Origin of the sequence: Geomonas sp. Red32 (assembly GCF_023652955.1) — a bacterium.
Classification (GTDB): Bacteria; Desulfobacterota; Desulfuromonadia; order Geobacterales; family Geobacteraceae; genus Geomonas.
Genome location: NZ_JAKLOY010000010.1, coordinates 101,111 through 126,023 on the forward strand (window position 1 = coordinate 101,111; position 24,913 = coordinate 126,023).

Below are 24,913 nucleotides of genomic sequence, written 5' to 3' on the forward strand. Positions count from 1 at the left end.
GTTCTGCCACCCTACGGCGGGATGGCTTCAGCTACAGGTAGTAGTGTTTGAGCGGGTTGAGCCCCTCGTCCAGTTCGTAGACGATCGGCTTTCCGGTGGGGATCTCCAGGTTGACGATATCCGTGTCGGATATCTTGTCGATGTACTTGACGAGCCCGCGCAGGCTGTTGCCGTGGGCGACGATCAGGGGACGCTGCCCCCTCCTCAAGACCGGCACTATCTGCTCATGCCAGAACGGAAGCACCCTTTCGATGGTGTCCGCCAGGCATTCGCAGTTGGGGAGCTCGCGCGGGTCAAGCTGCCGGTACCGCAGGTCGAAACGGGGATGCCGCGGGTCGTCTTCCTCCAGTGCGGGCGGGCGCACGTCGTAGCTCCTTCGCCACAGCTTCACCTGCTCTTCGCCGTACTTCTCCGCGGTCTGGGCCTTGTTCAGCCCCTGCAGTGCCCCGTAGTGCCGCTCGTTGAGGCGCCAGTCCTTCACCTCCGGGATCCAGGTGAGATCCATCTCCTCCAGCATGTTCCAAAGTGTTTTCACCGCCCGCTTCAGCACGGAGGTGAAGGCGATGTCGAACAGCATGCCGGCCTCTTTCACGGCACTCCCCGCCTCGCGGCTTTCCTGCTCTCCCGTCTGCGAGAGCTCGACATCGGTCCAGCCGGTGAAGAGGTTCTCCTTGTTCCAGACGCTTTCCCCATGACGTACCAGCACCAGTCGCGGCATCGATGACTCCTATTTCCTGATATTCACGCTCACTTCGAACATGTGGAAGTCGACCCCCGTGTTGCGGGAGCCGTTGAGCCCGCCGTTGGACATGTGCTGGAAACGGTAGCCGACGCCGAGCCCGTTATCGAAACGATACTGTACGCCGGCGTGTCCGTCAAAAAGGACGTGCCCGTTCAGGTCCACGCTGCCGAACCGGTACTGGGTCAGGCCGTTGAGATCGCCTCCCACCACGAAGGCAAAACCCTTGCCCCCCGCCTTGTCGACGATGAAGCCGGGACCCACGGCGGCGATGAAGCCGGTCTGCCCCGCCGCGTGGATCCCACCGGCGGCCGCGTTGGCCGACATCTCCAGCCCCCAGCCGTTGTCGGCACGGACCGACCATGGAAGGCCAAAGCTCACGAAGGCCTCGTACTGGTGGAAGTATTCATTCCGTTGGGTGGCCATGTAGCCTCCCCGGATACCGAAACTCTGTAGCCCCTGGTCAGGGTCCTGACAGAACCCGGCCGAGGGGAACACTAACATGACCGCGAGCAGAATCAGGAAGGCGAGCATCGCTCTCATGGCATCTCCGACGAATGAATTAAAATTTATTTATCTTGGAAGAATGTAATGTACTGTGGGGAAAAGTCAAACGGGCCGCCGGTCAGCCATGCCGGGCGGCCCGTTCAGTGCCAGTCCCCCTGCCGCTTGAAAGCATGGTCAGGGGCGCTGATCTTGGGGTGAGTGACTATTTGGCAGGGTTGGTTTTCTTTGCGGAGTCGAGTTTGCCGGTAATGTTGTTCCTGATCCAGGAAGGATCCCACCACTCGATGGGATTGACCTGCTCGCCGGAGACCGCCACGCCGAAGTGGAGATGGTCTCCACCGGCCAGCCCGGTGTCACCGGTGGTGCCGATCGGCTGCCCTTTCTTGACCTCGTCCCCGGCCTTGACGTCGATACGGCTCAAATGGCCGTACAGGGTCTGCAACCCCATGCCGTGGTCGATGATCACGCACTGGCCGTAGATCCCGAGATCGTCGGCGTAGACCACTTTGCCGCTGTTGGCGGCCGGCACCGGCGCGTGGGCGAGGGCGGCCAGATCGATGCCGAGGTGCGTCTGGTGGTCGACGAGTTGGCCATGGTAGAAGTAGTCGCGCGCCTGGGCGAAGGTCCCCTTGGGGGCGGAGTTCGGGAGCCGCAGGAAGACTCCCTCCCATAGCGGAGCCGGGGAGGTTTTCTTTCCGCAGTCGGCCAGGATCTTCAGGTCGTGGGCGCGCAGGTCGCGGTTGGCCTTCAGGAAGACCTCCAGCGGGGTCTTGGCCTCGGGGAACTTGTCCTTGAACTCGGCGGCGACCTTGTCCAGGAAGGAGTCGGGGAGCTCCAGGTGGTCCCTGGGGAAGGACTTGGGGATCACGTGGAAGTAGATTCCGGTCAGCCGCTCGTTGCCCGCCCGGTCCACGGCGAGGATCTTCGGGATGAAGGATGCCTCGTTCATATCGTAGGGAAACGGGAAGAGGCAGGCGTAGACCTCGCCGAACTGGTGGTGGCCGGGGTAGAAGCGGTCGGCGAAGACCACGCCGGTCTTGGCCGGTTCCCGGTTCACCGTGTAGACCACCAACCCCACTCCGCCCCTGGCGATGTTGTGGGCGGTGCTCAAGGCGGTGACCGCGGGAGGCTTGTTCATGTAGGTGTAGTCGAGGTTTTCCACGGCGCGGTTGCCGGCGCCGAAATGGTAGACGGCCCGGTCGGTGGAGGAGACCACCAGCTTGAACGGCCCTTCCTTGAGCCCCTGGGCGGTGGAGAGCTTGAAGGTTTCCCGGGCGGAGGTGGTTTTGGGTGGATACTGCCGGGAGAAGACCGGGAAGGTCTCTCCGCCCTGCTGGGCTTCCACGGTGACGTTCTTCAAGCCGGAACCGGTGTCCTTGAGCGACATCGCCACATCGAGGCGTCCCGAAACCGCACCGGAGCCGGGGGTGAGGATGATCTGGGGACCGGAGATGTCCTTTAGGTAAAAGAAGCCGGCAACGATGAGGACGACGAGGACGATGGCGCCGAAGATAGCGGAAGTTTTCACGAGCTCCTCCGTAAAGGTGGCAGGGGCGGGAGCTGGCAGCCAGCGGCCGCCTTCAGTGAAAAGGGTAACATTGCCCCTATTGTTGTCCAGTTATGGGGCCCCAACGGCACGGGGTTACCCTCCCGTTTCGCTGTACGGCGTATCCCTTTTCCCGGGTAAACCGCTCCATTTCCCCTACACCAAGCATGAGAGGAGCTCGGAAAACTTCGGGACGAAGACCGGCAGACACAGCGCAGGGGACTAAGACAGTCACTAAGTAGGTGCAATGACAGAGAGATTCGGCTAAGAGGGAGATCGGTGTCACAGGGGCGGGGAGAAAGGGGTCCTAAGAGTGCGAATTTTCCGACTATACACGAAAAAAAATTTTTGTGACAGACTGTAAAAATGTTGTGACAGGTGGTATATATTTACTCAGCTAGCTAGCTAACGGTAGAACGCTAAAAAAAGGAGGTTGCGCAGCATCGAAGAAACTCCACCGATTGGAATTCTAAAAAGATGAGCAGCAGCCAACGCCGGGGTCATAATGGCTCCGGAAAAACCCTTGATAAGGGAAATCAGTAATTACAAAACCGAAGGCCCGCCGAAGTTAGGCGGGCCTTTCATTATTTTGCGATTCCGGCTAACGTGTTTCCGGCCCCGCTCCGGCCGCGAAGCGAGGGGGCCAGGGCCAGCCCACGCGAGGGGACCGGGAAGGCCGGCCCGACGCCGGAGCCGAACGTTCCCCATGCACGAGATCGAGGAGACCCGCCAGATGTCCCACGCTTCCGCTCACCAGCGCACCCCAGCACCGCCGAAGGATGGCCCCCGCTTCCACTATGCCTGGCTGGTCATCGCCGCCACCTTCCTCACCCTGTTGATCACCGCCGGGATCCGCTCCACTCCGGGAGTCCTCATCGTCCCGCTCGAGCAGGAGTTCGGCTGGTCGAGGGCCACCATCTCCCTCTCCGTTTCGGTCAACCTCCTCCTCTTCGGCCTGATGGGCCCCTTCGCCGCCGGCTTCTTCGACAGGATCGGGATCCGCCGCACCATGGCCATCGCGCTGGCGCTTTTGGCCGGCGGGGTGGGAGCCACCGTCTTCATGACCAAGCCGTGGCACATGATCCTCATCTGGGGGATCGTGGTCGGCTGCGGGGCCGGGATGACCGCCTACAGTCTGAGCGCTACCGTGGTGACCCGCTGGTTCGCGCGATCCCAGGGGACGGTGATGGGGGTATTGACCGCGAGCTCTGCCACCGGGCAGCTCCTCTTTCTCCCCATCCTGGCCCGGCTCGCCCACCACCACGGCTGGCGCACCGCCGCCATCGCCATCGCCTCGGCGGCTGCCGTCATCCTCCCCCTGGTGCTGCTGGTCATGCGCGACCGCCCGGGCCAGATCGGCCTGCGCCCCTACGGTGCCGACGAGGGAGAGACGGAAGCGGCTGCCGCTCCTCAGGCGAAGGCGGTCAACCCCTTCACCGCCGCGCTGGACGGGCTGAAGGTTGGGCTTCGTTCGGTAGACTTCTGGCTTTTGGCCGGCAGTTTCTTTATCTGCGGAGCGAGCACCAACGGGCTGATCGGCACCCACCTCATTCCCGCCTGCGTCGACCATGGCATCCCCGAGGTGCGGGCCGCGGGCCTTCTGGCCATGATGGGGATCCTCGACCTCTTCGGGACCACCTTCTCGGGGTGGCTGTCCGACCGCTACAACTGCCGCTACCTCCTCTTTTGCTACTACGGCTTCCGGGGCCTCTCCCTTTTGTGGCTCCCCCACGCTCTAAGCGGCCCCGAATGGACCCTTTCCGCCTTCGCCGTCTTCTACGGGCTGGACTGGATCGCCACCGTTCCTCCCACCGTCAAGCTCACCGCGGAGGCTTTCGGTACCAAGAACGTCGGCCTCATGTTCGGCTGGATCTTCGCGAGCCACCAGGTCGGCGCCGCCCTGGCAGCAAGCTTCGCCGGGAGCGTGCGGACCTGGCTCGGCGACTACACCGTGGCCTTCATCCTCTCCGGGGCCATCTGCCTGCTGGCTTCGGGGCTGGTGCTGAAGATAAACCGCCGGAAATTGGAGGTCGCCATCGAGCCCGCCTAGCGGAAGGTAACCGGAAACAGCCCTCGCCAGGGGGCGTGCGCGGGCCTCGTAGACCCGATGATCCGGGCGTGCAACCGGCTGCGCCTGTAGTAAGATGAAGAGGCAGGACAGACCGGAGTTCATGAGGAGGTCGGCGGTGAATTCCGGAGCACTCCCGTTGCCCTACGCCGCCGGCACCGGTTGTGATCCGATGAAGACCCCGGACGGATGGGAGAAAAGAGGTGAGTCATGGCAAAGAACGCAATTGAATTCCATCGAGTGCTGAAAGCCCCGCCCGACCGTGTCTACCGGGCGTTCCTGGATCCCGATGCGATGGCCAAGTGGCTGCCGCCGCACGGATTCACCGGCCGGGTCCACCATCTCGAGGCCCGGGTAGGGGGCACCTACCAGATGTCCTTCACCAATTTCACGACCGGGAAGGGGCACGTCTTCGGTGGCGAGTACGAGGAGCTGGTCCCCAACGAGCGCATCCGCTACACCGACCGCTTCGACGATCCCACCCTGCCGGGAGAAATCACGACCACCATCACCTTCCGTGAGGTTTTCTGCGGCACCGAGTTGAGGATCGTTCAGGAAGGGATTCCGGAAGCTATCCCGGTCGAAGCCTGCTATCTCGGGTGGCAGGAGTCGCTGACCCTGCTCGCTCAACTGGTCGAGACCGCGGTTACCGAGTAAGGGAATTGACGGGGAAACAAACGAGAGGCCATCGGGATGCCGGTGGCCTTCTGGTTGTGCAGCCGGAAGGGCGAGTGGTGGACTGTTTCTGGCGTAAAAGGATACTGTGAGTTAAAACAACAAAAAGGTCACCAGGAGATTCCCGGTGACCTTTTCTTTTTTACTGGAGCCGAAGAGCGGACTCGAACCGCCGACTTGCTGATTACGAATCAGCTACTCTACCAACTGAGTTACTCCGGCTGATCCAATACTCTGAAGAGCCTTAGGCGGGATCCTCAGGGGACACTCAGCCAAAGACATCGTAGATGTGTACCGTAAAAAGGCGGCTGAGTCAAGCCATACCTAGGACTGAAAGCGCTGTGAGAGCGGATCCCGCCTAGTTGACTCCGGCGAGACATCTCCTGACTTTGCTGGCGATCTGGATGGGAGAGAAGGGTTTGAGAATGTAGCCATCGGCACCGGTCTCCTGTGCCAGTTGCCGCATCTCCAGATCGCTCTTCGAGGAAAGAAGCAGGATCGGGATGTCTTTGCACGTCTCGTTCTCCTTGAGGAGCTTCGCCTTGGTGTCCCCGGAGAGCATCGGCATCATGATGTCGAGGATGATCAGGCCGGGGCGGTTTTTCGAGAAGATGTGCTTGTTGGCCTCGATGCCGTTGGTTGCGGTCGCCACCTGGTAGCCCGCCTCCTCGAGGGCGTCTTTGGCCATGGTCAGCACCAGTTCGCTGTCGTCTATGATGAGGATGTTCTTGTTCATTTTACGTCTCCTGCAGGTTGATGAGGGGCGAAGCTCTCAGCTCCGTGCGCCTTCGAGTCCTATCTTTCAGCAAGATCGGTGCCTCTCTGGACTGAAAAATACAACAGGTAAATACGGGCTGTTAGCCTTGTTGCCCGTATGGCGCCGCATAGAGAGGGTGCCCCCTTTAGACGGCGTCTGCCGGGCTTGCCGGAGTTTCCGGCGGAAAAACGGCACGTTGGACAGGTACGAAAAATGGGCAGGGTGTGCGGTTTTTTGCAGGTTGTGTCCTGGTTTGCGCGGGGGCCGAGCGAGGGGAACGGTGGCGGCATAAAAAGGGGGTGGCCGGGAAGGGCCACCCCCTTGGTCGTTCTTTAGGAATTACCCGGCGGCGTTAGCCAGCTCGCGCTCGGTGGCGTCGTCCATCACCTTGTAGGCGCAGAACTCGCCGCACATGGTGCAGGCGCCATGCTCGGCGACCCCGGACTCCTCCCTGAGACGGCGGGCCTTGACCGGGTCGATGGCCAGGGCGAACTGCCCTTCCCAGTCGAGCTTCTTGCGGCAGCGGGCCATCTGGTTGTCCTTTTCCATGGCGCCTTTCACCCCTTTGACGATGTCGGCGGCGTGACCGGCGATCCGGCAGGCCATGACCCCCTCGCGCACATCCTCCACCGACGGCAGGCGCAGGTGCTCGGAAGGGGTGACGTAGCAGAGGAAGTCGGCGCCGGCGGAAGCCGCGATGGTGCCACCGATGGCGGAGGTGATGTGGTCGTAGCCGGGGGCGATGTCGGTGACCAGCGGCCCGAGCACGTAGAAGGGGGCGCCGTGGCAAAGCCTCTTTTGCAGGAGAATGTTGGCCTCGATCTGGTTGAGCGGCATGTGGCCCGGGCCCTCGATCATGACCTGGACGCCGTACTCCTGGGCGCGCTGGGTGAGCTCGCCCAAGAGGATGAGCTCGTGGATCTGGGCACGGTCGGTGGCGTCGGCCAGGCAGCCGGGGCGGAAACCGTCACCCAGCGAAAGGGTCATGTCGTAGGCCTTGGTGATTTCGAGGAGGCGGTCGAAGTGCTCGAAGAGCGGGTTCTCGGCATTGTTGTGGGCCATCCACTCGATGGTGAAGGCGCCGCCGCGGGAGACTACGTCCATGATGCGCCCTTCCTTGCGCATCCTCTCCACGGTGGAGCGGGTCACGCCGCAGTGGACGGTGATGAAGTCGACGCCGTCCTCGGCGTGCTTGATGACCCCTTCGAAGATGTCGTCGACCGTCATGTCGACGATGGCCTTCTTCTTGGTGCGGACCGCGTCGAGGGCGGCCTGGTACAGGGGAACGGTGCCGATGCAGGCGGAAGTCTCGGCGATGATGGCGCGGCGGATCTCGTCGACCGGGCCGCCGGTGGAGAGGTCCATGATGGCGTCGGCGCCGGCGGCGACCGCCACGCGGGCCTTCTCCAGTTCCTTCTGGATGTCGAGGTCGTCTGCGGAGGAGCCGATGTTGGCGTTGATCTTGGTGCGGAGCCCCTTGCCGACCGCGAGCGGGGTGCCGTTGAGGTGTTTGATGTTGTGGCAGATGATGATGTTCCCGGCGGCGATCCCGGCGCGGATAAATTCGGGCTCTACCCCTTCGGCGAGGGCGGCCGTTTTCATCTTGTCGGTGATGATCCCCTTGCGGGCGTATTCAAGCTGAGTCATGACTACTCCTTTTGCTAAGTGAGCCCTCCAGGGGCAGATGATCGAAGTCAGATAGGCCGCGTTGAGGGACGAAACGCGACAGTTATCAATGGTTGAAGGCAATCGTTGCGTTTCACGGTGAATCCGTTCAACACAACCTACGAAACATTTAGGGTAACGGTTCCGAGGGATCGCGGGCGGCCTGGTAGTGGTTGACCGGACCGTGACCGTGCCCCAACGGCTGGGCGAACTTGATCGCCTTGGTGATGAAGAGCTTCCCCCGCAGCACCGCTCCCGGGAGCGGCTCGCCCTGGGCCAGGAAGGTGGCGATGGCCGAGGCCAGGGAACAGCCGGTGCCGTGGGTGTTGCGCGACAGCACCCGCGGTGCGGTGAACCGGGTAAAGGCATTGCCGTCGTATAGGATGTCGGTCACCATTCCGTCGGTCAGGTGCCCGCCTTTGATCAGCACGTTTTTCGCCCCCATCAGGTGCAGCGCGCGGGCGGCGAGCTCCATCCCCGCGGGGTCGGTGATGGTGAGCCCGGTAAGCCGCTCGGCCTCGGGAACGTTGGGGGTCAAGAGGTAGCTGAGCGGAATCAGCCGCTTCTTCATGACCGCCAGCGCCTCGTCCTCGAGCAACGCGGCTCCCCCCTTGGCGGTCATCACCGGGTCGACGACGACCATTTTCATCCCGTGCGCACTCAGCCGTTCGGCGAGTACCGCGGTGTTCTCGGGGGTGGAGAGCATCCCGACCTTCACCACGTGGACCGGGAGATCGTCCAGCACGGCGTCGATCTGCTCGGCCAGGAACTCCGCCGGCACCGGCAGCACCGAGGAAACGCCGGTGGTGTTCTGGGCGGTCAGGGCGGCGATCGCCGAGGCGCCGTAGCTTCCCAGCAGCGAAATCGTCTTCAGGTCTCCCTGGATGCCCGCTCCCCCGCCGGAGTCGCTGCCCGCCACGGTGAGGACGATGCCGCGCGGATGGGGGGCGTTGCGGTTGAAGAGCAGCGAAATCTCGGTCGCGGCCAGCGCGGGATTGCGGGAGGAGAGGATCGCGGAGATGACGGCTACCGCATCGGCCCCGGCCTCCAGGACCGGCGGTGCGTTATCGCGGGTGATGCCGCCGATGGCGACCACCGGGATGCGGAGTTTCCCTTTCAACGCCGCTACCCCTTCCGGCCCGCAGGTTTCCGGGACCTCTTTGGTGCCGGTGGGGTAGATGGCGCCGAAGCCGACGTAATCCGCATGGGCTGCCTGGGCGGCCAAAGCCTCCTCCAGCGAATGGGTGGAGATCCCGAGGAGCTTGCCAGGGCCGAGCAGCGCACGGGCCACGGCCGGGTCGCCGTCCTCCTGCCCGAGGTGGACGCCGTCGGCATCCAGCTTAAGGGCGAGGTCCAGGTCGTCGTTGATGATGAACTTGACCTGGTGGCGGCTGCAGAGCTCCTTGAGCTGCATGCCGATGGCGAGCCGCTCCTCGGGGTCGCGCATCTTGTCGCGGTACTGCAGGACGCTGACTCCGCCCGTCAGGGCCTCGGCCACCCGCTCGACCAGGCGCTCGCCATGGTCGGTGATCAGGTAGAGACCTTCGACGCACGGCTTATTCTTGCAGCGATCCACCACGAGCTTGAGCATGATCGGCGTCCTTTTAGTGAGCCACGAAGACACGGCGGTTGCGTATTCTCACAAGTTCCCGTGCCTCCGTGTCATGAGGCATTTCTCCGCGGCAAAAATAAAAAAAGCCGCGACGGTTGTCACGGCTCCTGGGTTCGGTTATGGTCGATCGGAGAACGTGCCGCTTCCCTACGCCGGTTTCAACCGGATCAGGTTCAAAGGGTCTCAGGCACCGCCTGTCTCAGTTCTTTCGAACTCCCCTAGCTGGCTTGGATAGCGTGCCTAAAGGTAATGTAAACGCTTTGCAAAGTCAATCGTTTTCAGGTTTTTACCTTTACAGTGGGGGGGAGAAGTGATAGAAAAAACTGATGGCTGAGTCAGTCTCTAACCACTGTTAGCGGACTTTCCCAGCCATCGTCTCGTTTTGAGAGACATTCACCAAAGATAAAACATCCCTCACCCGCCCTTCGGGCACGCTTTCCCCTAAAGGGGCGAGGGGATGAGTTGACAGGAAGCTGATCATGGATAGTCGGCCGACGGTTGTTGAGATCGATCTTGCCGCTTTGCGGCATAATTATTCGCTGGTGAAGAAGGCCGCCCCCAAGGGTTGCGGCATCCTCGCCGTCGTCAAGGCGGACGCCTACGGCCACGGTTTCGAATACGTCTCCAAGGAGTTGGACGCCCTCGGCGTAGATGCCTTCGCCGTGGCCTTCCTGGCCGAGGGGGTCCAGCTGAGAAGAAACGGCGTAGACCGCCCGGTGCTCATCCTCGGTGGCGTCTATCCCGGCGAAGAAAGGCGCTGCATCGGCCTCAACATCTCCACCGCGGTCTTCACCCTCGAGCAGGCCGCCGCGCTCGACCGGGCAGCCTCTGAGCTGGCCGCGCCGCGCCCGGCCAAGATCCATCTGGAGATCGATACCGGGATGGGCAGGCTGGGGGTTCCCCACCACGAGGCTCCGGCCTTTCTCGCCAAGCTGAAGGAATTCAAGCACCTGGAGCTGGAGGGGATATTCTCCCATTTCGCCAGTGCCGACGAGCTCGACGAGGACGGCCGCAGCTATACGAAACTCCAGGTGGAGCGGCTCTCCGCGGCGGTCACCGAGGCGAGGCGGGTCGGTTTCTCCCCCGCCTACGTGCATACCTCCAACAGTGCCGGCATCCTGACCCTGGACACTCCCTTCTGCAACCTGATCCGTCCCGGCATCATCCTTTACGGTGGGCTCCCCTCCGGGGATTTCGCCGGCATGGTCAAGTCGAAGCCGGTGATGCGGCTGGTCAGCAGGGTGGCCATGCTGAAATGGGTGGAGCCGGGGACGCCGATCAGCTATGGCAGGAGGTTCGTCGCCGACAAGCGTACCCTCATCGCTAGCGTCCCGGTCGGCTATGCCGACGGCTATCCGCGCAGCCTCACCAACAAGGGAGAGGTGCTGATCCGCGGGCAGCGGGCGAAGGTGGCCGGCACCGTCTGCATGGACTGGATCATGCTGGACGTGACCAGCGTGGAAGGGGTGGCCGTCGGGGACGAGGTAACGCTGCTCGGACCCGATCCGTTGGGTGACTCCATCAGTGCCGAGGAATTGGCCCAGAAAGCTGGGACCATCCCGTACGAGATTTTCTGCGGCATCGCCACCCGGCGGGTCCGCAGGGTCTACATCGGGTAGCGGCGGATAAAAACCGGAGAAAGGCAAGTTCTTTTGCCACGGAGACACGGAGAAAATCTGAGAAAAGCTTGAAGGGTTTTCAGATGTCCACCGTGGCAAAACAAGAGGGTGTTATGGACGAGAGTACCGTGAGACTCACGGCGATCGTAAAGGCAGCGGGTTGAGCTGCTAAACTGGGCCCGGCGGGCCTGGAAGATGCCATTCGCGACATATCCCGCTCCGATGATCCCAACCTCCTGGTCGGCATCGAGAAGGCGGAGGATGCGGGGGTCTACCGCATAGGGGACAGCCTCGCCCTGGTGCAGACCACCGACATCATCACTCCCCTGGTGGACGATCCCTTCACCTTTGGCCGCATCGCTGCTGCCAACGCACTTTCGGACGTCTATGCCATGGGAGGGCGGCCGGTGACGGCGATGAACCTTGCCTTTTTCCCCGCCTGCTCGCTCCCTACCTCGACCCTCGCCACCATCCTGGCCGGCGGCGCCCATGCCATAAACGAGGCCGGGGCCTGCCTGGTCGGCGGCCACACCGTCGAGGACGACGAGCTGAAGTACGGCCTCGCGGTGACCGGGCTGATCGATCCCGCCGGCGTGGTGAGAAACTGCACCGCCCGCCCCGGCGACCACCTGGTGCTCACCAAACCGCTCGGCACCGGCATCATCTCCACCGCCATCAAGGCGCAGATGGTGGAGCCGGAAACCGAGGTCGAGGCGGTCCGCTGGATGTCGCTGCTCAACAAGGAAGCCGCCGAACTGATGGTCTGCTGCGGCGCGACCGCGGCCACCGACGTTACCGGCTTCGGACTGATCGGCCACGCCTGCGAGATGGCATCCGGGGCCGGAGTGACCTTCAGGATTCACCTCTCCGAGCTCCCGCTCATGAAGGGGATCCCTCAACTGGTGCGGGACGGGCTGGTCCCTGCCGGCTGCTACCGCAACCGGACCTATTACTCTCCGTTCGTTTCCGGGATCACCGGAGATGTGCTGCTTCCGCTCTTCGACCCGCAGACCTCAGGAGGGCTTTTGATCTCGCTGGCCCCCAAGGACGCCCGCGAGTTCCTTAACCGCTCCAAGTCTGCCGGGGCCTTCGCCGCCCTGATCGGCGAGGTCGAACCCTCGGGAGAAACCCCTCTTGTCTTCATCTAGACGCCTTCACATCGCCTTCGACTTGGGAACCACTACCATCGCGGCCTCCCTGGTCGATCCGGAAGTTCCGGGGCGGCTGGCGGTGGCCGGCGCCCTCAACCCCCAGCGCCAGTGGGGGGCGGATGTCCTCGCCCGCCTGACCGCCGCCGCGGTCCCGGAGACCCGTACCGCCATGCAACTGGCGCTCGCCCGCGAGATGCAGCGCTTGGCGGAGGATCTCCTCTCCGCTGGCGAAGCCAAGCTGGCAGAGTTGGCCGGAGTCGCCGTGGCCGGTAACCCCGCCATGGAGCACCTGGCCCTCGGGCTCCCGGTCGCCTCGCTGGCCCACCCGCCGTTTCGCCCGCTCTTCACCGAAGGCAAAACGGTCTCCACCCGTGATCTCGGCTGGACTATCGACGTTCCCGCCTATCTCTTCCCGCTCCCCGGCGGCTTCGTCGGGGGCGACCTGGTCGCCTTCCTCTTCGGGCTCGAAGAGGAGCCGCAGGCGGGGAGCCTCTACCTCGACATGGGGACCAACGCGGAGATCGCCCTGTACGACGGTACCCGTTTCCTCGCCACCTCGGCCGCCGCTGGCCCTGCCTTCGAGGGGGGGAACCTTCGCTGCGGTATGCCGGCTCTCCCCGGCGCGGTAGCCAAGGTCGCCATCGAGGGGGACCGCGTGCGGATCTCGACGGTCGCCAACGCTCCCGCCACCGGTATCTGCGGCTCCGGCGCCCTCGACACGGTCACCGCCCTGTTGGGATGCGGCGTGATCGACCGCACCGGACGGCTGCTTCCACCCGGCGAGATTCCGTCCAACCTCGCCAACCGCGTCCAGGAGGTCGACGGCAAGCTCGCCTTCGTGCTCCACCGCGACGCCAGAAGCCTCGTCTACCTCGGCCAGGAGGACATCCGGGCGCTTCAGCTTGCCAAGGGAGCTCTGCGAGCCGGGATCGACGTCCTGATGGCCAAGGCCGGCCTCACCTTCGACCAGTTGACCAGGGTCGTGCTGACCGGCTCCTTTGGCGCCGTTCTTTCGCCGGACGGGCTAAAAACTGTTGGAATTTTCACCGAGAACATGGTAAAAATCACCGGATTTATCAGGGAGGGTGCCCTGGCCGGTGCCGAGCGGCTGATCGGCGACCCGGACGGACCCGCCAAGCTCGCAAAGCTGGCCGGCGAGGTGCGGGTGATTCCCCTTTCCGGCACTCCCCTGTTCGAGAAGCACTTCCTGGCCCACATGGATTTTCCCAAGGCCGCTGGTGATCGTTGAAATCCGAACTCCCCGAACAAGCGATGACCGCACGTGCGGTATACTCTGTAACTGGCAACACCCTGTCAGCACCATTTCCCGACACCGTCTGGTCGAATCAATTTCTAACCGAAAGGTATTTAATATACTCCGGAGTGACATATCCCTGTGGCTGTGAGAGCAACTCTGTCTCATAGCGCAGGTTTTTCGTTTTTTTCTGGCGTTTTTTTTAACTCATAACACACGTAGAAAAGGAGCAGTCATGGCAAAGATTGGGCGCGCGTTGATCAGCGTATCGGAGAAGACCGGGGTGGTGGATTTCGCCCGGGCCCTGGCAGGGTATGGCGTGGAAATCCTCTCCACCGGCGGCACCGCTAAACTCATCCGCGATGCGGGCATAGCGGTGAAGGACGTCTCCGAGTTCACCGGTTTCCCCGAAATGCTGGACGGCCGGGTCAAGACCCTCCATCCGAAGGTCCACGGCGGCATCCTCGGCATGCGCGAGAACCCGGCCCACGTGGCCAAGATGCAGGAGCACGGCATCGAGCCGATCGACATGGTGGTCGTGAATCTCTACCCGTTCGAGGCCACCGTGGCCAAGGAAGGGTGCACCATGGAAGACGCCATCGAGAACATCGACATCGGCGGCCCGACCATGCTCCGCTCCGCCGCCAAGAACAACCGCGACGTAACCGTCATCGTCGATAACGCCGACTTCCAGGTGGTGCTCGACGAGATGAAGGCCAACAGCGGCTGCGTCTCCCGCTCGACCAACTTCCGGCTGGCCGTGAAGGTCTATCAGCACACCGCCGCCTACGACGCCGCCATCTCCAACTGGCTGGGCGCCCGCACCGGCGAAGGGGTCGCCGAGTTCCCGGACACCTTCACCGTTCAGTTCAAGCTGGCCCAGGGGATGCGCTACGGCGAAAACCCGCACCAGGGTGCCGCCTTCTACGTCGAGAAGGGGGCCAAGGAGGCTTCCATCTCCACCGCCCGCCAGCTGCAGGGCAAGGAGCTTTCCTACAACAACATCGGCGACACCGACGCCGCCCTCGAGTGCGTGAAGCAGTTCACCGAGCCGGCCTGCGTCATCGTCAAGCACGCCAACCCCTGCGGCGTCGCCGTGGCCGCCAACATCTTCGAAGCCTACGAGGCTGCCTACAAGACCGACCCGGAATCCGCCTTCGGCGGCATCATCGCCTTCAACCGCGAGCTCGACGAGACCACAGCCCGCGCCATCGTCGACCGCCAGTTCGTCGAAGTTATCATCGCTCCCAAGGTGACCGAGGCGGCCAGCGAAGTGGTCTCCGCCAAGAAGAATGTCCGTCTGCTCGAGTGCGGCTTCTGGCCGGAGGCCCCGGCCAAGCGTCTCGACTTCAAACGCGTCAATGGCGGCATCCTGGTGCAGGACGCCGACCTCGACCTCTTCACCGAGCTCAAAGTGGTGACCAAGCGGGTGCCGACCGACGCCGAGATGGAAGACCTCCTCTTCACCTGGCGGGTGGCCAAGTTCGTGAAATCCAACGCCATCGTCTACGGCCGCGGCAACGCCACCGTCGGCGTGGGCGCGGGCCAGATGAGCCGCGTCAACTCCGCCCGTATCGCCGCCATCAAGGCCGAGCACGCCGGGATCCCGGTCCAGGGCGCCGTCATGGCCTCCGACGCCTTCTTCCCGTTCCGTGACGGTCTCGACAACGCCGCCGCTGCCGGCGTCACCGCCGTCATCCAGCCGGGCGGCTCCATGCGCGACGCCGAGGTTATCGCCGCCGCCGACGAGCACAACATCGCCATGGTCTTCACCGCGATGAGGCATTTCAGGCACTAAGTCAAAGTCAATGGAACGCGGATGACGCGGATGTAACGGATGTACGCGGATTTACCCAGCATCTTTTTTAGAGTTAACGTCAAAAGCTTTTGATTGATCCGCGTAGATCCGCCCAATCCGTGTCATCCGCGTTCTAATGGTTTTCAAGCTTTTAAAGGAGTCCTTTTATGAAGGTTTTGGTGATAGGAAGCGGGGGGCGCGAGCATGCGCTGGTGTGGAAGATCGCCCAGTCTCCGCTCGTTGACAAGGTTTTCTGTGCACCGGGCAATCCCGGCACCGCGCAGCTCGGCACGAACGTCAACATCGCGGTGGACGACCTCCAGGGGCTTCTCTCCTTCGCCAAGGAGAACGGGATCGAGCTCACCGTGGTCGGCCCGGAGCTTCCGCTCTCCCTGGGGATCGTGGACCTCTTCGAGAAGGAGGGGCTGAAGATCTTCGGCGCCCGCCAGAACGCCGCCATCATCGAGGCGAGCAAGGCGTTCTCGAAGGACCTGATGAAGAAGTACCATGTCCCGACCGCCGCCTACGAGGTGTTCACCGAGGTGCAGCCTGCCATCGAGTTCATCGACAAGACCGGGATTCCCATCGTCATCAAGGCTGACGGCCTGGCCGCCGGCAAGGGCGTCATCATCGCCCAGACCCGCGACGAGGCGGTGGAAGCGGTCACCGACATGCTTTCGGGCAACGCCTTCGGCGCCGCGGGCTCGCGCGTGGTGATCGAGGAGTTCCTGAAAGGGGAGGAAGCTTCCTTCCTCGCCTTCACCGACGGCAAGAACATCGTCCCGCTGGCCAGCGCCCAGGACCACAAGGCGGTCTTCGACGGCGACAAGGGCCCCAACACCGGCGGCATGGGAGCCTATTCCCCGGCACCGGTGGTGACCAAGTCCATTCACGACAAGGCGATGGCCGAGGTCATGAGAAGGACCGTCGACGGCATGGCCGCCGAGGGAAGGCCGTACCGCGGCGTGCTCTACGCCGGGCTCATGATCGACGGCGGGAACGTGAAGACGCTCGAGTTCAATGCCCGCTTCGGCGACCCGGAGTGCCAGCCGCTCCTCATGCGGATGAAGTCGGACATCGTGCCGATCCTGATGGCGGTTGCCTCAGGCGACATCTCCGGCGTGGAGATCGAGTGGCACGACAAGGCAACCGTCTGCGTGGTGCTGGCGGCCGAAGGGTACCCTGGCGACTACCGCAAGGGTGACGTCATCAACGGGCTCGACGAGGCCGCAACCATCGAGGACTTGGTGGTCTTCCACGCCGGGACCAAGGCATCCGAGGCCGGGATCGTTACCAACGGCGGCCGCGTGCTGGGCGTCACCGCTCTCGGCGCCACTGTCAAGGACGCCATCGACCGCGCCTACGCGGGAGTCGCCAAGATTACCTGGCCCGGGATGCACTGCCGGAAGGATATCGGCGCCAAGGCTATGAACCGCTAAACTCATTAGCCACGGAGACACGGAGAAAATCTGAGAAAGGCGGACAAACCTCAACCAATTAATACAGGGATCACCCGAAACCGAAAGGAAGCTTTCGGTCAGGTTCCCCTTACGTTCTTGGTGTAGATGTTCTCCGATTTCCTCCGTGTCTCCGTGGCTACGATTCACCGTTTTTGATGTTCTCCGATTTTCTCCGTGGCAAAGATTTAAGGGAGTAGATATGTCGAATGCTGCAGTACTGATTATGATGGGCAGTGATTCCGACCTGCCGGTGATGGAAGAGACCGCGAAGGTGCTCGACGACTTCGGCGTGCCGTTCGAGATGCGCATATCCTCGGCCCACCGCTGCCCCGAGCGCACCGCCAAGCTTGCCAGCGAAGCGGCTGGGCGCGGGATCCAGGTCATCATCGCGGCAGCCGGCATGGCCGCCCACCTGGCCGGGGTCGTGGCCGCCGAAACCACCTTGCCGGTGATCGGCGTTCCCATGCCGGGTGGTGCCCTCAACGGGGTAGACGCCCTCTATTCCACCGTGCAGATGCCGGGTGGGATCCCGGTGGCCAGCATGGCCATCGGCAAAGCCGGGGCCAAGAATGCCGGCCTCTTCGCCGTCCAGATCCTGGCCCTCTCCAATCCCGCCCTCCGCACCCAGCTCGCTTCCTACAAGGCGCAGATGGTCGACGAAGTGGAGCAGAAGGACCAGGCGTTGCAGTTGAAGCTGAACTCGAAGTAGCCGGTCCCGGCAGCGTGCCCTCGCCTCCCGCGGGGTGAAGGTGACCGAAGGCCCGGTGAGGGGAGATGTAGCTGCGAAGGGATGAGATAGCGGCGCTCAATGATTACGAAACAATGAAGCTATTCATACCGATTGTGTCATTTTTCTTGACAATGCTCTAGTTACTGTATTAGTTTCTTAAAATTTCCAAATAAGGAGGGTCGTGCCCGTGAAAAATATTGTTACAATGGTTGCTATGACTGTCATTCTTGCCGCATCCACCGCGATGGCCGCCGATCAGGTGGTCTACAACGCCAAGAACGGCACCACCATCACTTTCAACCACAAGGCCCATCAGGCACGGACCGAGTGCAAAGCCTGCCACGGCCAGGGAGCCCCGACCAAGATCGTCATCGAGGGGAAACAGGCCCACGCCCTCTGCCTCGACTGCCACAAGAAGACCAACAACGGAAAGATTTCCGGCGCCTGCAAGGAGTGCCACAAGAAGTAAATCTCCTATCCGGTTTGGCCTGGACTGATCCCATGACAATGGGGTAACTGCCTTCTGTTACCCCATTTTTTCGGCAATTTTTCTATTAGTTAATTTTATTTTGCTCTTATCATCATTTTGTCTATAATGCCTTGCTTGTGATTTGATCCACGATCCAAACCTAGAGACGGGAGAGTACCTTGACAACGAATAAACGCGGACTTGCGGAACAACTGTGGGATTTTTTCTGCTCGTTGAGACTCACCATTTTCCTTCTGATAGGGCTCGCCCTGGTCTCCATCATCGGCACCGTAATCCCGCAGGGTCCCCAGCGTGAATACCTCGCCACCATCAGCGAAACCAAGATTCGCCTTTACAGTTCCCTCGGCTTTTTCGACATGTACCACTCCTGGTGGTTCATCCTTCTCCTCTACCTTTTGACCCTCAACCTGATCTGCTGCTCGATCAAGCGTCTCCCCCGCGTATGGAAGATCGTTTCCGAGCCGGTCCTGGTCATGGACGAGTCCTTCGAGAGGACCCTCTCCAACACCCAGGAGCTCAAGCTCAAGGGGGGCAAGTCCGAGCTTAAGGACCGCGTCAGCGCCGCCCTCGCTTCCGAGTTCGCCCGGCCGGTGGTCACCGAGAAGGATGGCGTCATCCACCTCTTCGCCCAGAAGAACCCCTGGTGCCGTCTCGGGGTCTACGTGGTGCACTTCTCCATCATCGTCGTCTTCATCGGGGCACTCGTCGGCTCGTTCTTCGGCTACAAGGGGTACGCCCAGATTCCCGAGGGGGGGAGCGTCAACCAGGTCATGGGGAGAAACGGCAAGATCGTCAACCTCGGCTTCGACGTCCGCTGCGAGAAGTTCACGGTCACCTTCTACGACACCGGTGCTCCCAAGGAATTCAAGAGCATCCTGTCGGTCTTCGACGGCGGCAAGCCGGTCGCCGGGCTGCAGAACATCCCGGTCATCGTCAACGATCCGCTGACCTACAAGGGGGTCACCTTCTACCAGGCGAGCTACGGCCAGTCCGACGAAGGGGCTCTCTACCACCTGACGGTCCTCAACCGCAAGACCAACAAGGCGGAGAAGATCGATGCCCGCCAGGGTGAGCGGGTTGCCCTTCCGGGTGGCGCCTTCCTCTCCGTCATGGAAGCCACCCAGAACGTCACTCCCTTCATGAAGGAGTTCGACGGCCCCGGCGCGCAGGTCGAGTTCACCCCGCCGGGCGGCCAGCCGGAACCCTTCGTCATTCTCAGCGACAAATACCAGTCCTTCAACGCCCAGCACGGCGGGGACTTACTCATAAACTTCGATGGCATGGACCAGAAGTTCTACACCGGCCTCCAGGTCGCCAAGGACCCGGGGGTATGGGTGGTGTGGACGGGATGCGCCCTGATGGTGATCGGCATCATCATGGCCTTCTTCATGTCCCACCGCAGGGTCTGGGCCAGGATCTCTGACGACGGCGTGACCGTGGGCGGGTCCGCCTCCAAGAACCCCGCCGGGTTCGAGATGCAGTTCGACGACCTGGTGGAGAAGCTCAACAAAGCATAGAATCCCGGGGGTGCCCACCCCCTCGTCGCGCACACAACGACCGGAGGATTATCGATGTCCAGTTCCAACCTGTTTAACGTCACCATGGTCATATACATGGTTACCACCTGCATATTCTTCGCCTTCCTCGCCTCGCGGAACAAGGCGGTCGGTCTGGCTGGCACGTACGCCGCCCTGATCGGCTTCCTGATCCAGACCGCGGCGATCGGCATGCGGTGGAAAGAGTCCTACGACCAGGGGCATGGCCACGCGCCGCTCTCCAACCTCTTCGAATCGGTGGTCTTCTTCTCGTGGACCATCATCCTGATCTACCTGATCATCGACTTCAAGTACAAGTACCGTGCGGTCGGCTTCTTCGTCGTTCCGTTCGCGCTCTTCGGCATGGCCTGGGCCCAGCTGGGCCTCGACAGCGGCATCGAGCCGCTGGTGCCGGCCCTGCAGAGTAACTGGCTCATGTACCACGTCATCACCTGCTTCCTCGGCTACGCCGCCTTCGCGGTGGCCTGCGGCATCTCCATCATGTACCTGATACGCGACAAGGTGGAGAAGGGGGGCGGCAACTCGGCCGCGGGGGGGATGCTCTCCATGTTCCCCGCCATCCGGGTGCTCGACGACCTGAACTACAAGGCCATCATGATCGGCTTCCCGCTCTTGACCCTGGGGATCGTGACCGGCGCCGCCTGGGCCAACTATGCCTGGGGTACCTACTGGAGCTGGGACCCCAAGGAAACCTGGTCGCTGATCGTCTGGTTCGTCTACGCCGCCTTCCTCCATGCCCGCATTACCCGCGGCTGGGTCGGGCGCCGGGCGGCCATCCTGTCGGTCATCGGCTTTGCCGCCACTATCTTCTGCTATCTGGGTGTTAACCTCTTCCTCTCCGGCCTCCACAGCTACGGCAAGTAGCAACGGACCGGCAGGGCCCAACGTACGAACGTGGGCCGTCCTCCGCACGGGGGGCGGCCCGCGCCGCGTCTGCCTGGGGCCTGCGGCTAAAGCGAGGGAGCCGGCACTTTTCCAAGGAAGGTTTGATTTCATGCGACGTTTTTGGGGTAGGCTTGCCGCGGCAGGCGCATTGCTGACCATCTCCCTCGTACTGGTGCCGGGCCTTGCCCGTGCCGAGTTCAAGTGCAGCTCCTGCCACCGCGGGCTCATCACCGGGAGCGTCGCCCATCCGCCGGTTGCCGCCGGTGAGTGTACCCACTGCCATCGCCAGCTCTCCGATGCCCATCCCCTCGAAAAGGGGAGCATGGGCTTCGTGGTCCCCCGCGAAAAGCTCTGTCTTCACTGCCACACCAAGCTCCTGACCGATTCCAAGCCGTTTTTCCACAAGCCGGTCGCCGAAGGAAAGTGTACCGGTTGCCACAACCACCACTCCTCCGACTATAAGGCGCTCCTGAAGGACGCCCCTCCCAACCTCTGCTTCCGTTGCCACGACCAGACGAAGTTCACCGGCGCTGCCTTCACCCACAAACCGGTGGCGGAAGGAAAGTGCCTCGCCTGCCATGAGCCGCACCAGGCGACCGGGAGGTACCTGCTGAGAAAGCCGGGCTCCGAGCTTTGCCTGATGTGCCACGACAAGAAGTACGCGACCGGCAAGTCGATCCACGGGCCGATCAAGACCGGGGAGTGTACCAAGTGCCACCTGGTCCACGGTTCCCCGAACCGCAAGCTTTTGAAGGCGGAAATGCCGACCGAGCTGTACCGTCCCTTCACGCCGGACGCTTTCCCGCTCTGTTTCTACTGCCACAACCCGGACCTGGTCTCCGAGGTGAAGACGACCAAGACCACCGGCTTCAGAAACGGCGACCGCAACCTGCACGCGGTCCACGTCAACAAGCCTGGGAAGGGACGCTCCTGCCTCCTTTGCCACAACCCGCACGCCTCCAGCCAGGACCGCCTGATCTACACCCACGCCCCCGGCTTCGGGAGTTGGCAGATCCCCATCCGTTACACGAAGACGGATACCGGCGGGCAGTGCTCGGTCGGCTGCCACAAGACCTACCGCTACGACAGGGGCAAGGCGCTTGACAACAACTAGCGCGGCATCGCTGCCGGTTTCTGCCGGGAGTCCGCCGGTTCCGGCCTCGACTGCGCCGCCGGCCCAGCGCCCCCCCCTTTGCGAAGGGGGGACAGGGTGGATTGTAACCGCCGCTGGCTCATGGGGTCCCCGTACCGCATGACCCTTCCCCGCGTTTCCATCATCATTCCGGTGGCACCGGGAGGAACGGTCCGGGCACTGGCCGGTCTCGCCCCGGTGACCTATCCGCAGGAACTCTTCGAGGTGCTGGTCGCCTACGGCCGCGCCCCGAGCGTACAGAGAAACCGCGCCGCCAACGAGGCGGAAGGGGATATCCTCTACTTCCTGGACGACGATTCCCGGGTCGCCCCCGGTTTCCTGGAACGGGCGGTCCCCCACTACGAGAATCCGAAGGTGGCCGCAGCCGGAGGGCCGTCGCTGACTCCCGTCACCGATTCGCCCCTGCAGCGGGCGATCGGGGTAGTGCTCTCCTCGGCAGTAGGTGGCGGCGGCGTCCGTAACCGCTACCGCAAGGCTGGCGAGGCGCGCCACACCGGCGACAGCGAGCTCATCCTCTGCAACCTGAGCTTCCGGCGGGAGATCTTTCTCTCCCACGGCGGGCTCGACTCCCGGCTCTATCCCAACGAGGAAAACGAGTTGATGGACCGGCTGGTAGGGGAAGGATTCTACCTGGTACACGACCCGGAACTGGGCGTGCAGCGGAGCCAGCGCCCGACCTGGAAGGCCTACGTCAAACAGATGCTCGGCTACGGGCGCGGCCGCGGAGAGCAGACCAGGATCTCCGGCCGGATCAAGCCGGTGGCCATGGCCCCGTCGCTGTTCGTGGTCTACCTGCTGCTCTTACCGCTTTTGGGGAGCTGGATCCTCTCGCTCCCCTTTTTCGCTTACCTCGCCCTGATGCTTGCCGCCTCCCTGCAGGGGGCGCTTGGCGCGCGGGATCTCACCCTGCTCCCGCGCCTGCTGGTTCTCTTCCCCGCCCTGCACCTCCTGTATGGCGTGGGGGTGGTCTGGGGGCTCGTCAGGCCGCGCTTCAAGGGCGCCCCCCGTTCGACGGACGGGATCGAGATCCGCAGGGTGAAGGCGTTCGGCGAGCCCCTCAACGCGCAAGGACAAGACTAGTACAAGGAGCTTCCGTGGATATCAGTGTCGTCGTTCCCATCTATAACGAGGAGGAGAACATCCCCATCCTGCACGCCCGCATCAGCGAGGCGCTGACCCCGTCCGGGTTCGCCTACGAACTGATCCTGGTGGACGACGGCTCCTCCGACAACTCCTACGCGGCCCTGAAACTCCTTGCAGCCAAGGATTCCCGCGTCAAGGTGGTGAAGCTCAGGCGAAATTTCGGGCAGACCGCGGCCATGGCTGCCGGTTTCGATCTCGCCTCCGGCCGGGTGGTGATCCCCATGGACGGCGACCTGCAGAACGATCCGCTGGATATCCCCCTCCTGATGGAACGGATTGACGAGGGCTTCGACGTCGTATCCGGCTGGCGCAAGGACCGCAAAGACACCTTCGTCAACCGCAAGCTCCCCTCCCTGATCGCCAACGGCCTCATCTCCCGGATGACCGGCGTCCATCTCCACGATTACGGCTGCACGCTGAAGGCCTACCGGCGCGAGGTGCTGGAGGACGTGAACCTCTACGGCGAGATGCACCGCTTCGTCCCGGCGCTGGCCCACCAGGTGGGGGCCAGGGTGACCGAGATGCCGGTAAGGCACCACGAGCGCCTGCACGGCACCAGCAAGTACGGGATCTCCCGGACCACGAAGGTCATCCTGGACCTGATGACGGTGAAGTTCCTTTTGAGCTACTCGACCAAGCCGATCCAGCTCTTCGGCCGCTGGGGCATCTACACCCTCGGTGCCGGTGTCGTGAGCGGGGTGGCCACGCTGTACATGAAGTTCTTCGAGAACACCAGCATGAACCGGAACCCCTTGCTGATCCTCACCGCATTCCTGCTCTTCATGGGGGTCCAGTTCATCGTGATGGGGCTCTTGGCCGAGTTGATCGCCCGTACCTACTACGAGGCGCAGGGGAAGGCCATCTACACCATCAAGGAAAAGCTCAACTTTGGCTGAGACCCCGCTGCGAGTCCTGGTGCTGGCGCCGACCCCCTTCTTCGCCGACCGTGGCTGCCACGTGCGGATCCTGGAGGAGGCGCGCGCCGCCATGGCCCAGGGCGCGCAGTTGCGGCTCGTCACCTACCACATCGGCCGGGACATCCCCGGCATCCCCACCGACCGGATCCCCCGCATCCCCTGGTACCGCAAACTGGGGGCGGGGCCGTCCTGGCACAAGCCGTACCTCGACCTGCTCCTCCTCTGGAAGGCCTGGAGGGTAGCCAAGACCTTCAAACCGCACCTGATCCATGCCCATCTCCACGAAGGAGCCTTTTTCGGCGCGATTCTCAAGCGGATCCTCGGGATCCCGATGCTCTTCGATTGCCAGGGGAGCCTGACCGGGGAGATCACCGACCATGGGTTCGTAAAGGAGGGGTCGCTCTTGCAGCGATTCTTCGCGGGGCTGGAGAGCTGGATCAACAACTCCTCCGACTTCATCGTCACCAGCGCGACCCCGACCGTTGAGTTGCTCGTAAGCGACGGGGTGCCGCGCGAGCGGTTGGCGCCACTCATCGATGGTGTCGACACCTCGGTCTTCGCACCTAAGACCAAGGAAGATATCAGGCGAAGGCTGGGGCTTCCTACTGATCGTCCGGTGGTGAGCTATCTCGGGCTTTTGAACAGCTACCAGGGGGTAGATCTCCTGCTGCAGGCGGCGGCCGACCTGAAGACCCAGGGGGCGAGGATCCACTTCCTGGTCATGGGATTTCCCGAGGAGCGCTACATCGAGATGGCCTGTGATTTGGGGATCGAGGATATCGTCACCTTCACCGGCCGCGTCCCTTACGACGAGGCGCCGCTCTACCTTTGCGCCGGCGACCTGGCCGTCTCACCCAAGATCTCCCTCACCGAGGCCAACGGCAAGCTTTTCAACTACATGGCCTGCGGGCTCGCTACTGTCGCCTTCGATACGCCCGTGAACCGGGAAATTTTAGGAGAGGCGGGGTACTATGCCAAACTTGGCGACGTAGCATCCCTCTCTGGCGCCATCGGCCGGGTAGCAGGAGACCGGGAGCTTAGGGAAGAGCTCGGTCACCTCGGGCGTGAACGCGCGATCCGCGAGCACTCCTGGGAGGCACGGGGTAAGGCGCTTGTCGCGATCTACAAGAGCCTTAGCCACGGAGACACGGAGAACTTCTGAGACTGCCAAAGTCAAGACAACTGCT

21 protein-coding genes, 1 tRNA gene and 1 riboswitch are annotated in these 24,913 nt (G+C 62.7%); of the genes, 15 read left to right on the plus strand and 7 right to left on the minus strand.

Features of this window, described 5'->3' with window-relative positions; translation table 11 throughout:
* Positions 1–31: 31 nt before the first annotated feature.
* The 3 genes from gpmA to L4X63_RS23970 all read right to left on the minus strand — a co-directional run bounded on the left by gpmA (position 32) and on the right by L4X63_RS23970 (position 2,774).
* Positions 32–718, minus strand: a complete 687-nt coding sequence (gene gpmA, locus L4X63_RS20795) for a 2,3-diphosphoglycerate-dependent phosphoglycerate mutase (protein ID WP_250680584.1) — start codon at positions 716–718, stop codon at positions 32–34.
* A gap of 9 nt (positions 719–727) precedes the next feature.
* On the minus strand, positions 728–1,282 hold the full coding sequence (locus tag L4X63_RS20800; RefSeq protein ID WP_250680585.1) for an acyloxyacyl hydrolase: 555 nt from the start codon (positions 1,280–1,282) through the stop codon (positions 728–730).
* A 166-nt stretch (positions 1,283–1,448) separates the two neighbouring features.
* The gene (locus L4X63_RS23970; protein WP_250680586.1) at positions 1,449–2,774 is read right to left on the minus strand and encodes a M23 family metallopeptidase; all 1,326 of its coding nucleotides are present in this window, start codon (positions 2,772–2,774) and stop codon (positions 1,449–1,451) included.
* 724 nt (positions 2,775–3,498) lie between these two features.
* Here L4X63_RS23970 and L4X63_RS20810 point away from each other — a divergent pair.
* The gene (locus L4X63_RS20810) at positions 3,499–4,842 is read left to right on the plus strand and encodes an MFS transporter (RefSeq protein WP_250680587.1); all 1,344 of its coding nucleotides are present in this window, start codon (positions 3,499–3,501) and stop codon (positions 4,840–4,842) included.
* 228 nt (positions 4,843–5,070) lie between these two features.
* The gene (locus tag L4X63_RS20815; protein WP_250680588.1) at positions 5,071–5,517 is read left to right on the plus strand and encodes an SRPBCC family protein; all 447 of its coding nucleotides are present in this window, start codon (positions 5,071–5,073) and stop codon (positions 5,515–5,517) included.
* A 164-nt stretch (positions 5,518–5,681) separates the two neighbouring features.
* On the opposite strand, the gene L4X63_RS20820 is transcribed toward L4X63_RS20815, so the two are convergent.
* The 4 genes from L4X63_RS20820 to thiD all read right to left on the minus strand — a co-directional run bounded on the left by L4X63_RS20820 (position 5,682) and on the right by thiD (position 9,548).
* Positions 5,682–5,757 (minus strand) — tRNA-Thr (locus L4X63_RS20820).
* A 136-nt stretch (positions 5,758–5,893) separates the two neighbouring features.
* Positions 5,894–6,271 carry a response regulator gene (locus L4X63_RS20825; RefSeq protein ID WP_250680589.1) on the minus strand — a complete coding sequence of 126 codons (378 nt, stop codon included), beginning with the start codon at positions 6,269–6,271 and terminating at the stop codon, positions 5,894–5,896.
* A gap of 360 nt (positions 6,272–6,631) precedes the next feature.
* On the minus strand, positions 6,632–7,939 hold the full coding sequence (gene thiC / locus L4X63_RS20830; protein WP_250680590.1) for a phosphomethylpyrimidine synthase ThiC: 1,308 nt from the start codon (positions 7,937–7,939) through the stop codon (positions 6,632–6,634).
* A 148-nt stretch (positions 7,940–8,087) separates the two neighbouring features.
* The gene (gene thiD, locus L4X63_RS20835; protein ID WP_250680591.1) at positions 8,088–9,548 is read right to left on the minus strand and encodes a bifunctional hydroxymethylpyrimidine kinase/phosphomethylpyrimidine kinase; all 1,461 of its coding nucleotides are present in this window, start codon (positions 9,546–9,548) and stop codon (positions 8,088–8,090) included.
* 148 nt (positions 9,549–9,696) lie between these two features.
* Positions 9,697–9,799: riboswitch (TPP riboswitch) on the minus strand.
* 249 nt (positions 9,800–10,048) lie between these two features.
* Here thiD and alr point away from each other — a divergent pair.
* The 13 genes from alr (at position 10,049) to L4X63_RS20900 (ending at position 24,888) form a co-directional block, all read left to right on the plus strand.
* The gene (gene alr, locus L4X63_RS20840) at positions 10,049–11,188 is read left to right on the plus strand and encodes an alanine racemase (RefSeq protein WP_250680592.1); all 1,140 of its coding nucleotides are present in this window, start codon (positions 10,049–10,051) and stop codon (positions 11,186–11,188) included.
* A 113-nt stretch (positions 11,189–11,301) separates the two neighbouring features.
* The gene (gene selD / locus L4X63_RS20845) at positions 11,302–12,336 is read left to right on the plus strand and encodes a selenide, water dikinase SelD (RefSeq protein ID WP_250680593.1); all 1,035 of its coding nucleotides are present in this window, start codon (positions 11,302–11,304) and stop codon (positions 12,334–12,336) included.
* Complete coding sequence (locus L4X63_RS20850; protein ID WP_250680594.1) at positions 12,323–13,588, plus strand: ASKHA domain-containing protein; 1,266 nt, start codon at positions 12,323–12,325, stop codon at positions 13,586–13,588. The genes selD and L4X63_RS20850 overlap by 14 nt, the downstream gene beginning before the upstream one ends.
* 241 nt (positions 13,589–13,829) lie before the next feature.
* Complete coding sequence (gene purH, locus L4X63_RS20855) at positions 13,830–15,392, plus strand: bifunctional phosphoribosylaminoimidazolecarboxamide formyltransferase/IMP cyclohydrolase (protein WP_250680595.1); 1,563 nt, start codon at positions 13,830–13,832, stop codon at positions 15,390–15,392.
* A gap of 167 nt (positions 15,393–15,559) precedes the next feature.
* A complete protein-coding gene (gene purD, locus L4X63_RS20860) occupies positions 15,560–16,831 on the plus strand; it encodes a phosphoribosylamine--glycine ligase (RefSeq protein WP_250680596.1) in 1,272 nt (423 codons plus the stop codon).
* Positions 16,832–17,051: 220 nt separating this feature from the next.
* Positions 17,052–17,561: a 5-(carboxyamino)imidazole ribonucleotide mutase gene (gene purE / locus L4X63_RS20865; RefSeq protein ID WP_250680597.1), complete on the plus strand. Its 510-nt coding sequence runs from the start codon at positions 17,052–17,054 to the stop codon at positions 17,559–17,561.
* A gap of 235 nt (positions 17,562–17,796) precedes the next feature.
* Positions 17,797–18,051 (plus strand): cytochrome c3 family protein, encoded by a 255-nt coding sequence (locus L4X63_RS20870; RefSeq protein WP_250680598.1) that lies wholly within the window; start codon positions 17,797–17,799, stop codon positions 18,049–18,051.
* A 179-nt stretch (positions 18,052–18,230) separates the two neighbouring features.
* On the plus strand, positions 18,231–19,589 hold the full coding sequence (gene resB / locus L4X63_RS20875; RefSeq protein WP_250680599.1) for a cytochrome c biogenesis protein ResB: 1,359 nt from the start codon (positions 18,231–18,233) through the stop codon (positions 19,587–19,589).
* A gap of 54 nt (positions 19,590–19,643) precedes the next feature.
* On the plus strand, positions 19,644–20,492 hold the full coding sequence (gene ccsB / locus L4X63_RS20880) for a c-type cytochrome biogenesis protein CcsB (protein WP_250680600.1): 849 nt from the start codon (positions 19,644–19,646) through the stop codon (positions 20,490–20,492).
* 130 nt (positions 20,493–20,622) lie between these two features.
* Positions 20,623–21,627 carry a cytochrome c3 family protein gene (locus L4X63_RS20885; protein WP_250680601.1) on the plus strand — a complete coding sequence of 335 codons (1,005 nt, stop codon included), beginning with the start codon at positions 20,623–20,625 and terminating at the stop codon, positions 21,625–21,627.
* Positions 21,628–21,723: 96 nt separating this feature from the next.
* Entirely contained in the window at positions 21,724–22,746 is a 1,023-nt protein-coding gene (locus L4X63_RS20890) for a glycosyltransferase family 2 protein (RefSeq protein ID WP_250680602.1), read from the plus strand.
* Between the two features lie 14 nt (positions 22,747–22,760).
* Positions 22,761–23,705, plus strand: coding sequence for a glycosyltransferase family 2 protein (locus L4X63_RS20895; RefSeq protein ID WP_250680603.1), 945 nt, complete (start codon positions 22,761–22,763; stop codon positions 23,703–23,705).
* On the plus strand, positions 23,698–24,888 hold the full coding sequence (locus tag L4X63_RS20900; protein ID WP_250680604.1) for a glycosyltransferase family 4 protein: 1,191 nt from the start codon (positions 23,698–23,700) through the stop codon (positions 24,886–24,888). Before L4X63_RS20895 ends, L4X63_RS20900 begins: the two co-directional genes overlap by 8 nt.
* Positions 24,889–24,913 lie beyond the last annotated feature (25 nt).

What these genes read in the sequence shown, in the direction of transcription:
- gpmA (WP_250680584.1), bottom strand. Translation starts at nt 718, where the DNA reads ATGCCGCGACTGGTGCTGGTACGTCATGGGGAAAGCGTCTGGAACAAG.
- L4X63_RS20800 (WP_250680585.1), bottom strand. Translation starts at nt 1,282, where the DNA reads ATGAGAGCGATGCTCGCCTTCCTGATTCTGCTCGCGGTCATGTTAGTG.
- L4X63_RS20810 (WP_250680587.1), top strand. Translation starts at nt 3,499, where the DNA reads ATGCACGAGATCGAGGAGACCCGCCAGATGTCCCACGCTTCCGCTCAC.
- L4X63_RS20815 (WP_250680588.1), top strand. Translation starts at nt 5,071, where the DNA reads ATGGCAAAGAACGCAATTGAATTCCATCGAGTGCTGAAAGCCCCGCCC.
- L4X63_RS20825 (WP_250680589.1), bottom strand. Translation starts at nt 6,271, where the DNA reads ATGAACAAGAACATCCTCATCATAGACGACAGCGAACTGGTGCTGACC.
- thiC (WP_250680590.1), bottom strand. Translation starts at nt 7,939, where the DNA reads ATGACTCAGCTTGAATACGCCCGCAAGGGGATCATCACCGACAAGATG.
- thiD (WP_250680591.1), bottom strand. Translation starts at nt 9,548, where the DNA reads ATGCTCAAGCTCGTGGTGGATCGCTGCAAGAATAAGCCGTGCGTCGAA.
- alr (WP_250680592.1), top strand. Translation starts at nt 10,049, where the DNA reads ATGGATAGTCGGCCGACGGTTGTTGAGATCGATCTTGCCGCTTTGCGG.
- purH (WP_250680595.1), top strand. Translation starts at nt 13,830, where the DNA reads ATGGCAAAGATTGGGCGCGCGTTGATCAGCGTATCGGAGAAGACCGGG.
- purD (WP_250680596.1), top strand. Translation starts at nt 15,560, where the DNA reads ATGAAGGTTTTGGTGATAGGAAGCGGGGGGCGCGAGCATGCGCTGGTG.
- purE (WP_250680597.1), top strand. Translation starts at nt 17,052, where the DNA reads ATGTCGAATGCTGCAGTACTGATTATGATGGGCAGTGATTCCGACCTG.
- L4X63_RS20870 (WP_250680598.1), top strand. Translation starts at nt 17,797, where the DNA reads ATGACTGTCATTCTTGCCGCATCCACCGCGATGGCCGCCGATCAGGTG.
- ccsB (WP_250680600.1), top strand. Translation starts at nt 19,644, where the DNA reads ATGTCCAGTTCCAACCTGTTTAACGTCACCATGGTCATATACATGGTT.
- L4X63_RS20885 (WP_250680601.1), top strand. Translation starts at nt 20,623, where the DNA reads ATGCGACGTTTTTGGGGTAGGCTTGCCGCGGCAGGCGCATTGCTGACC.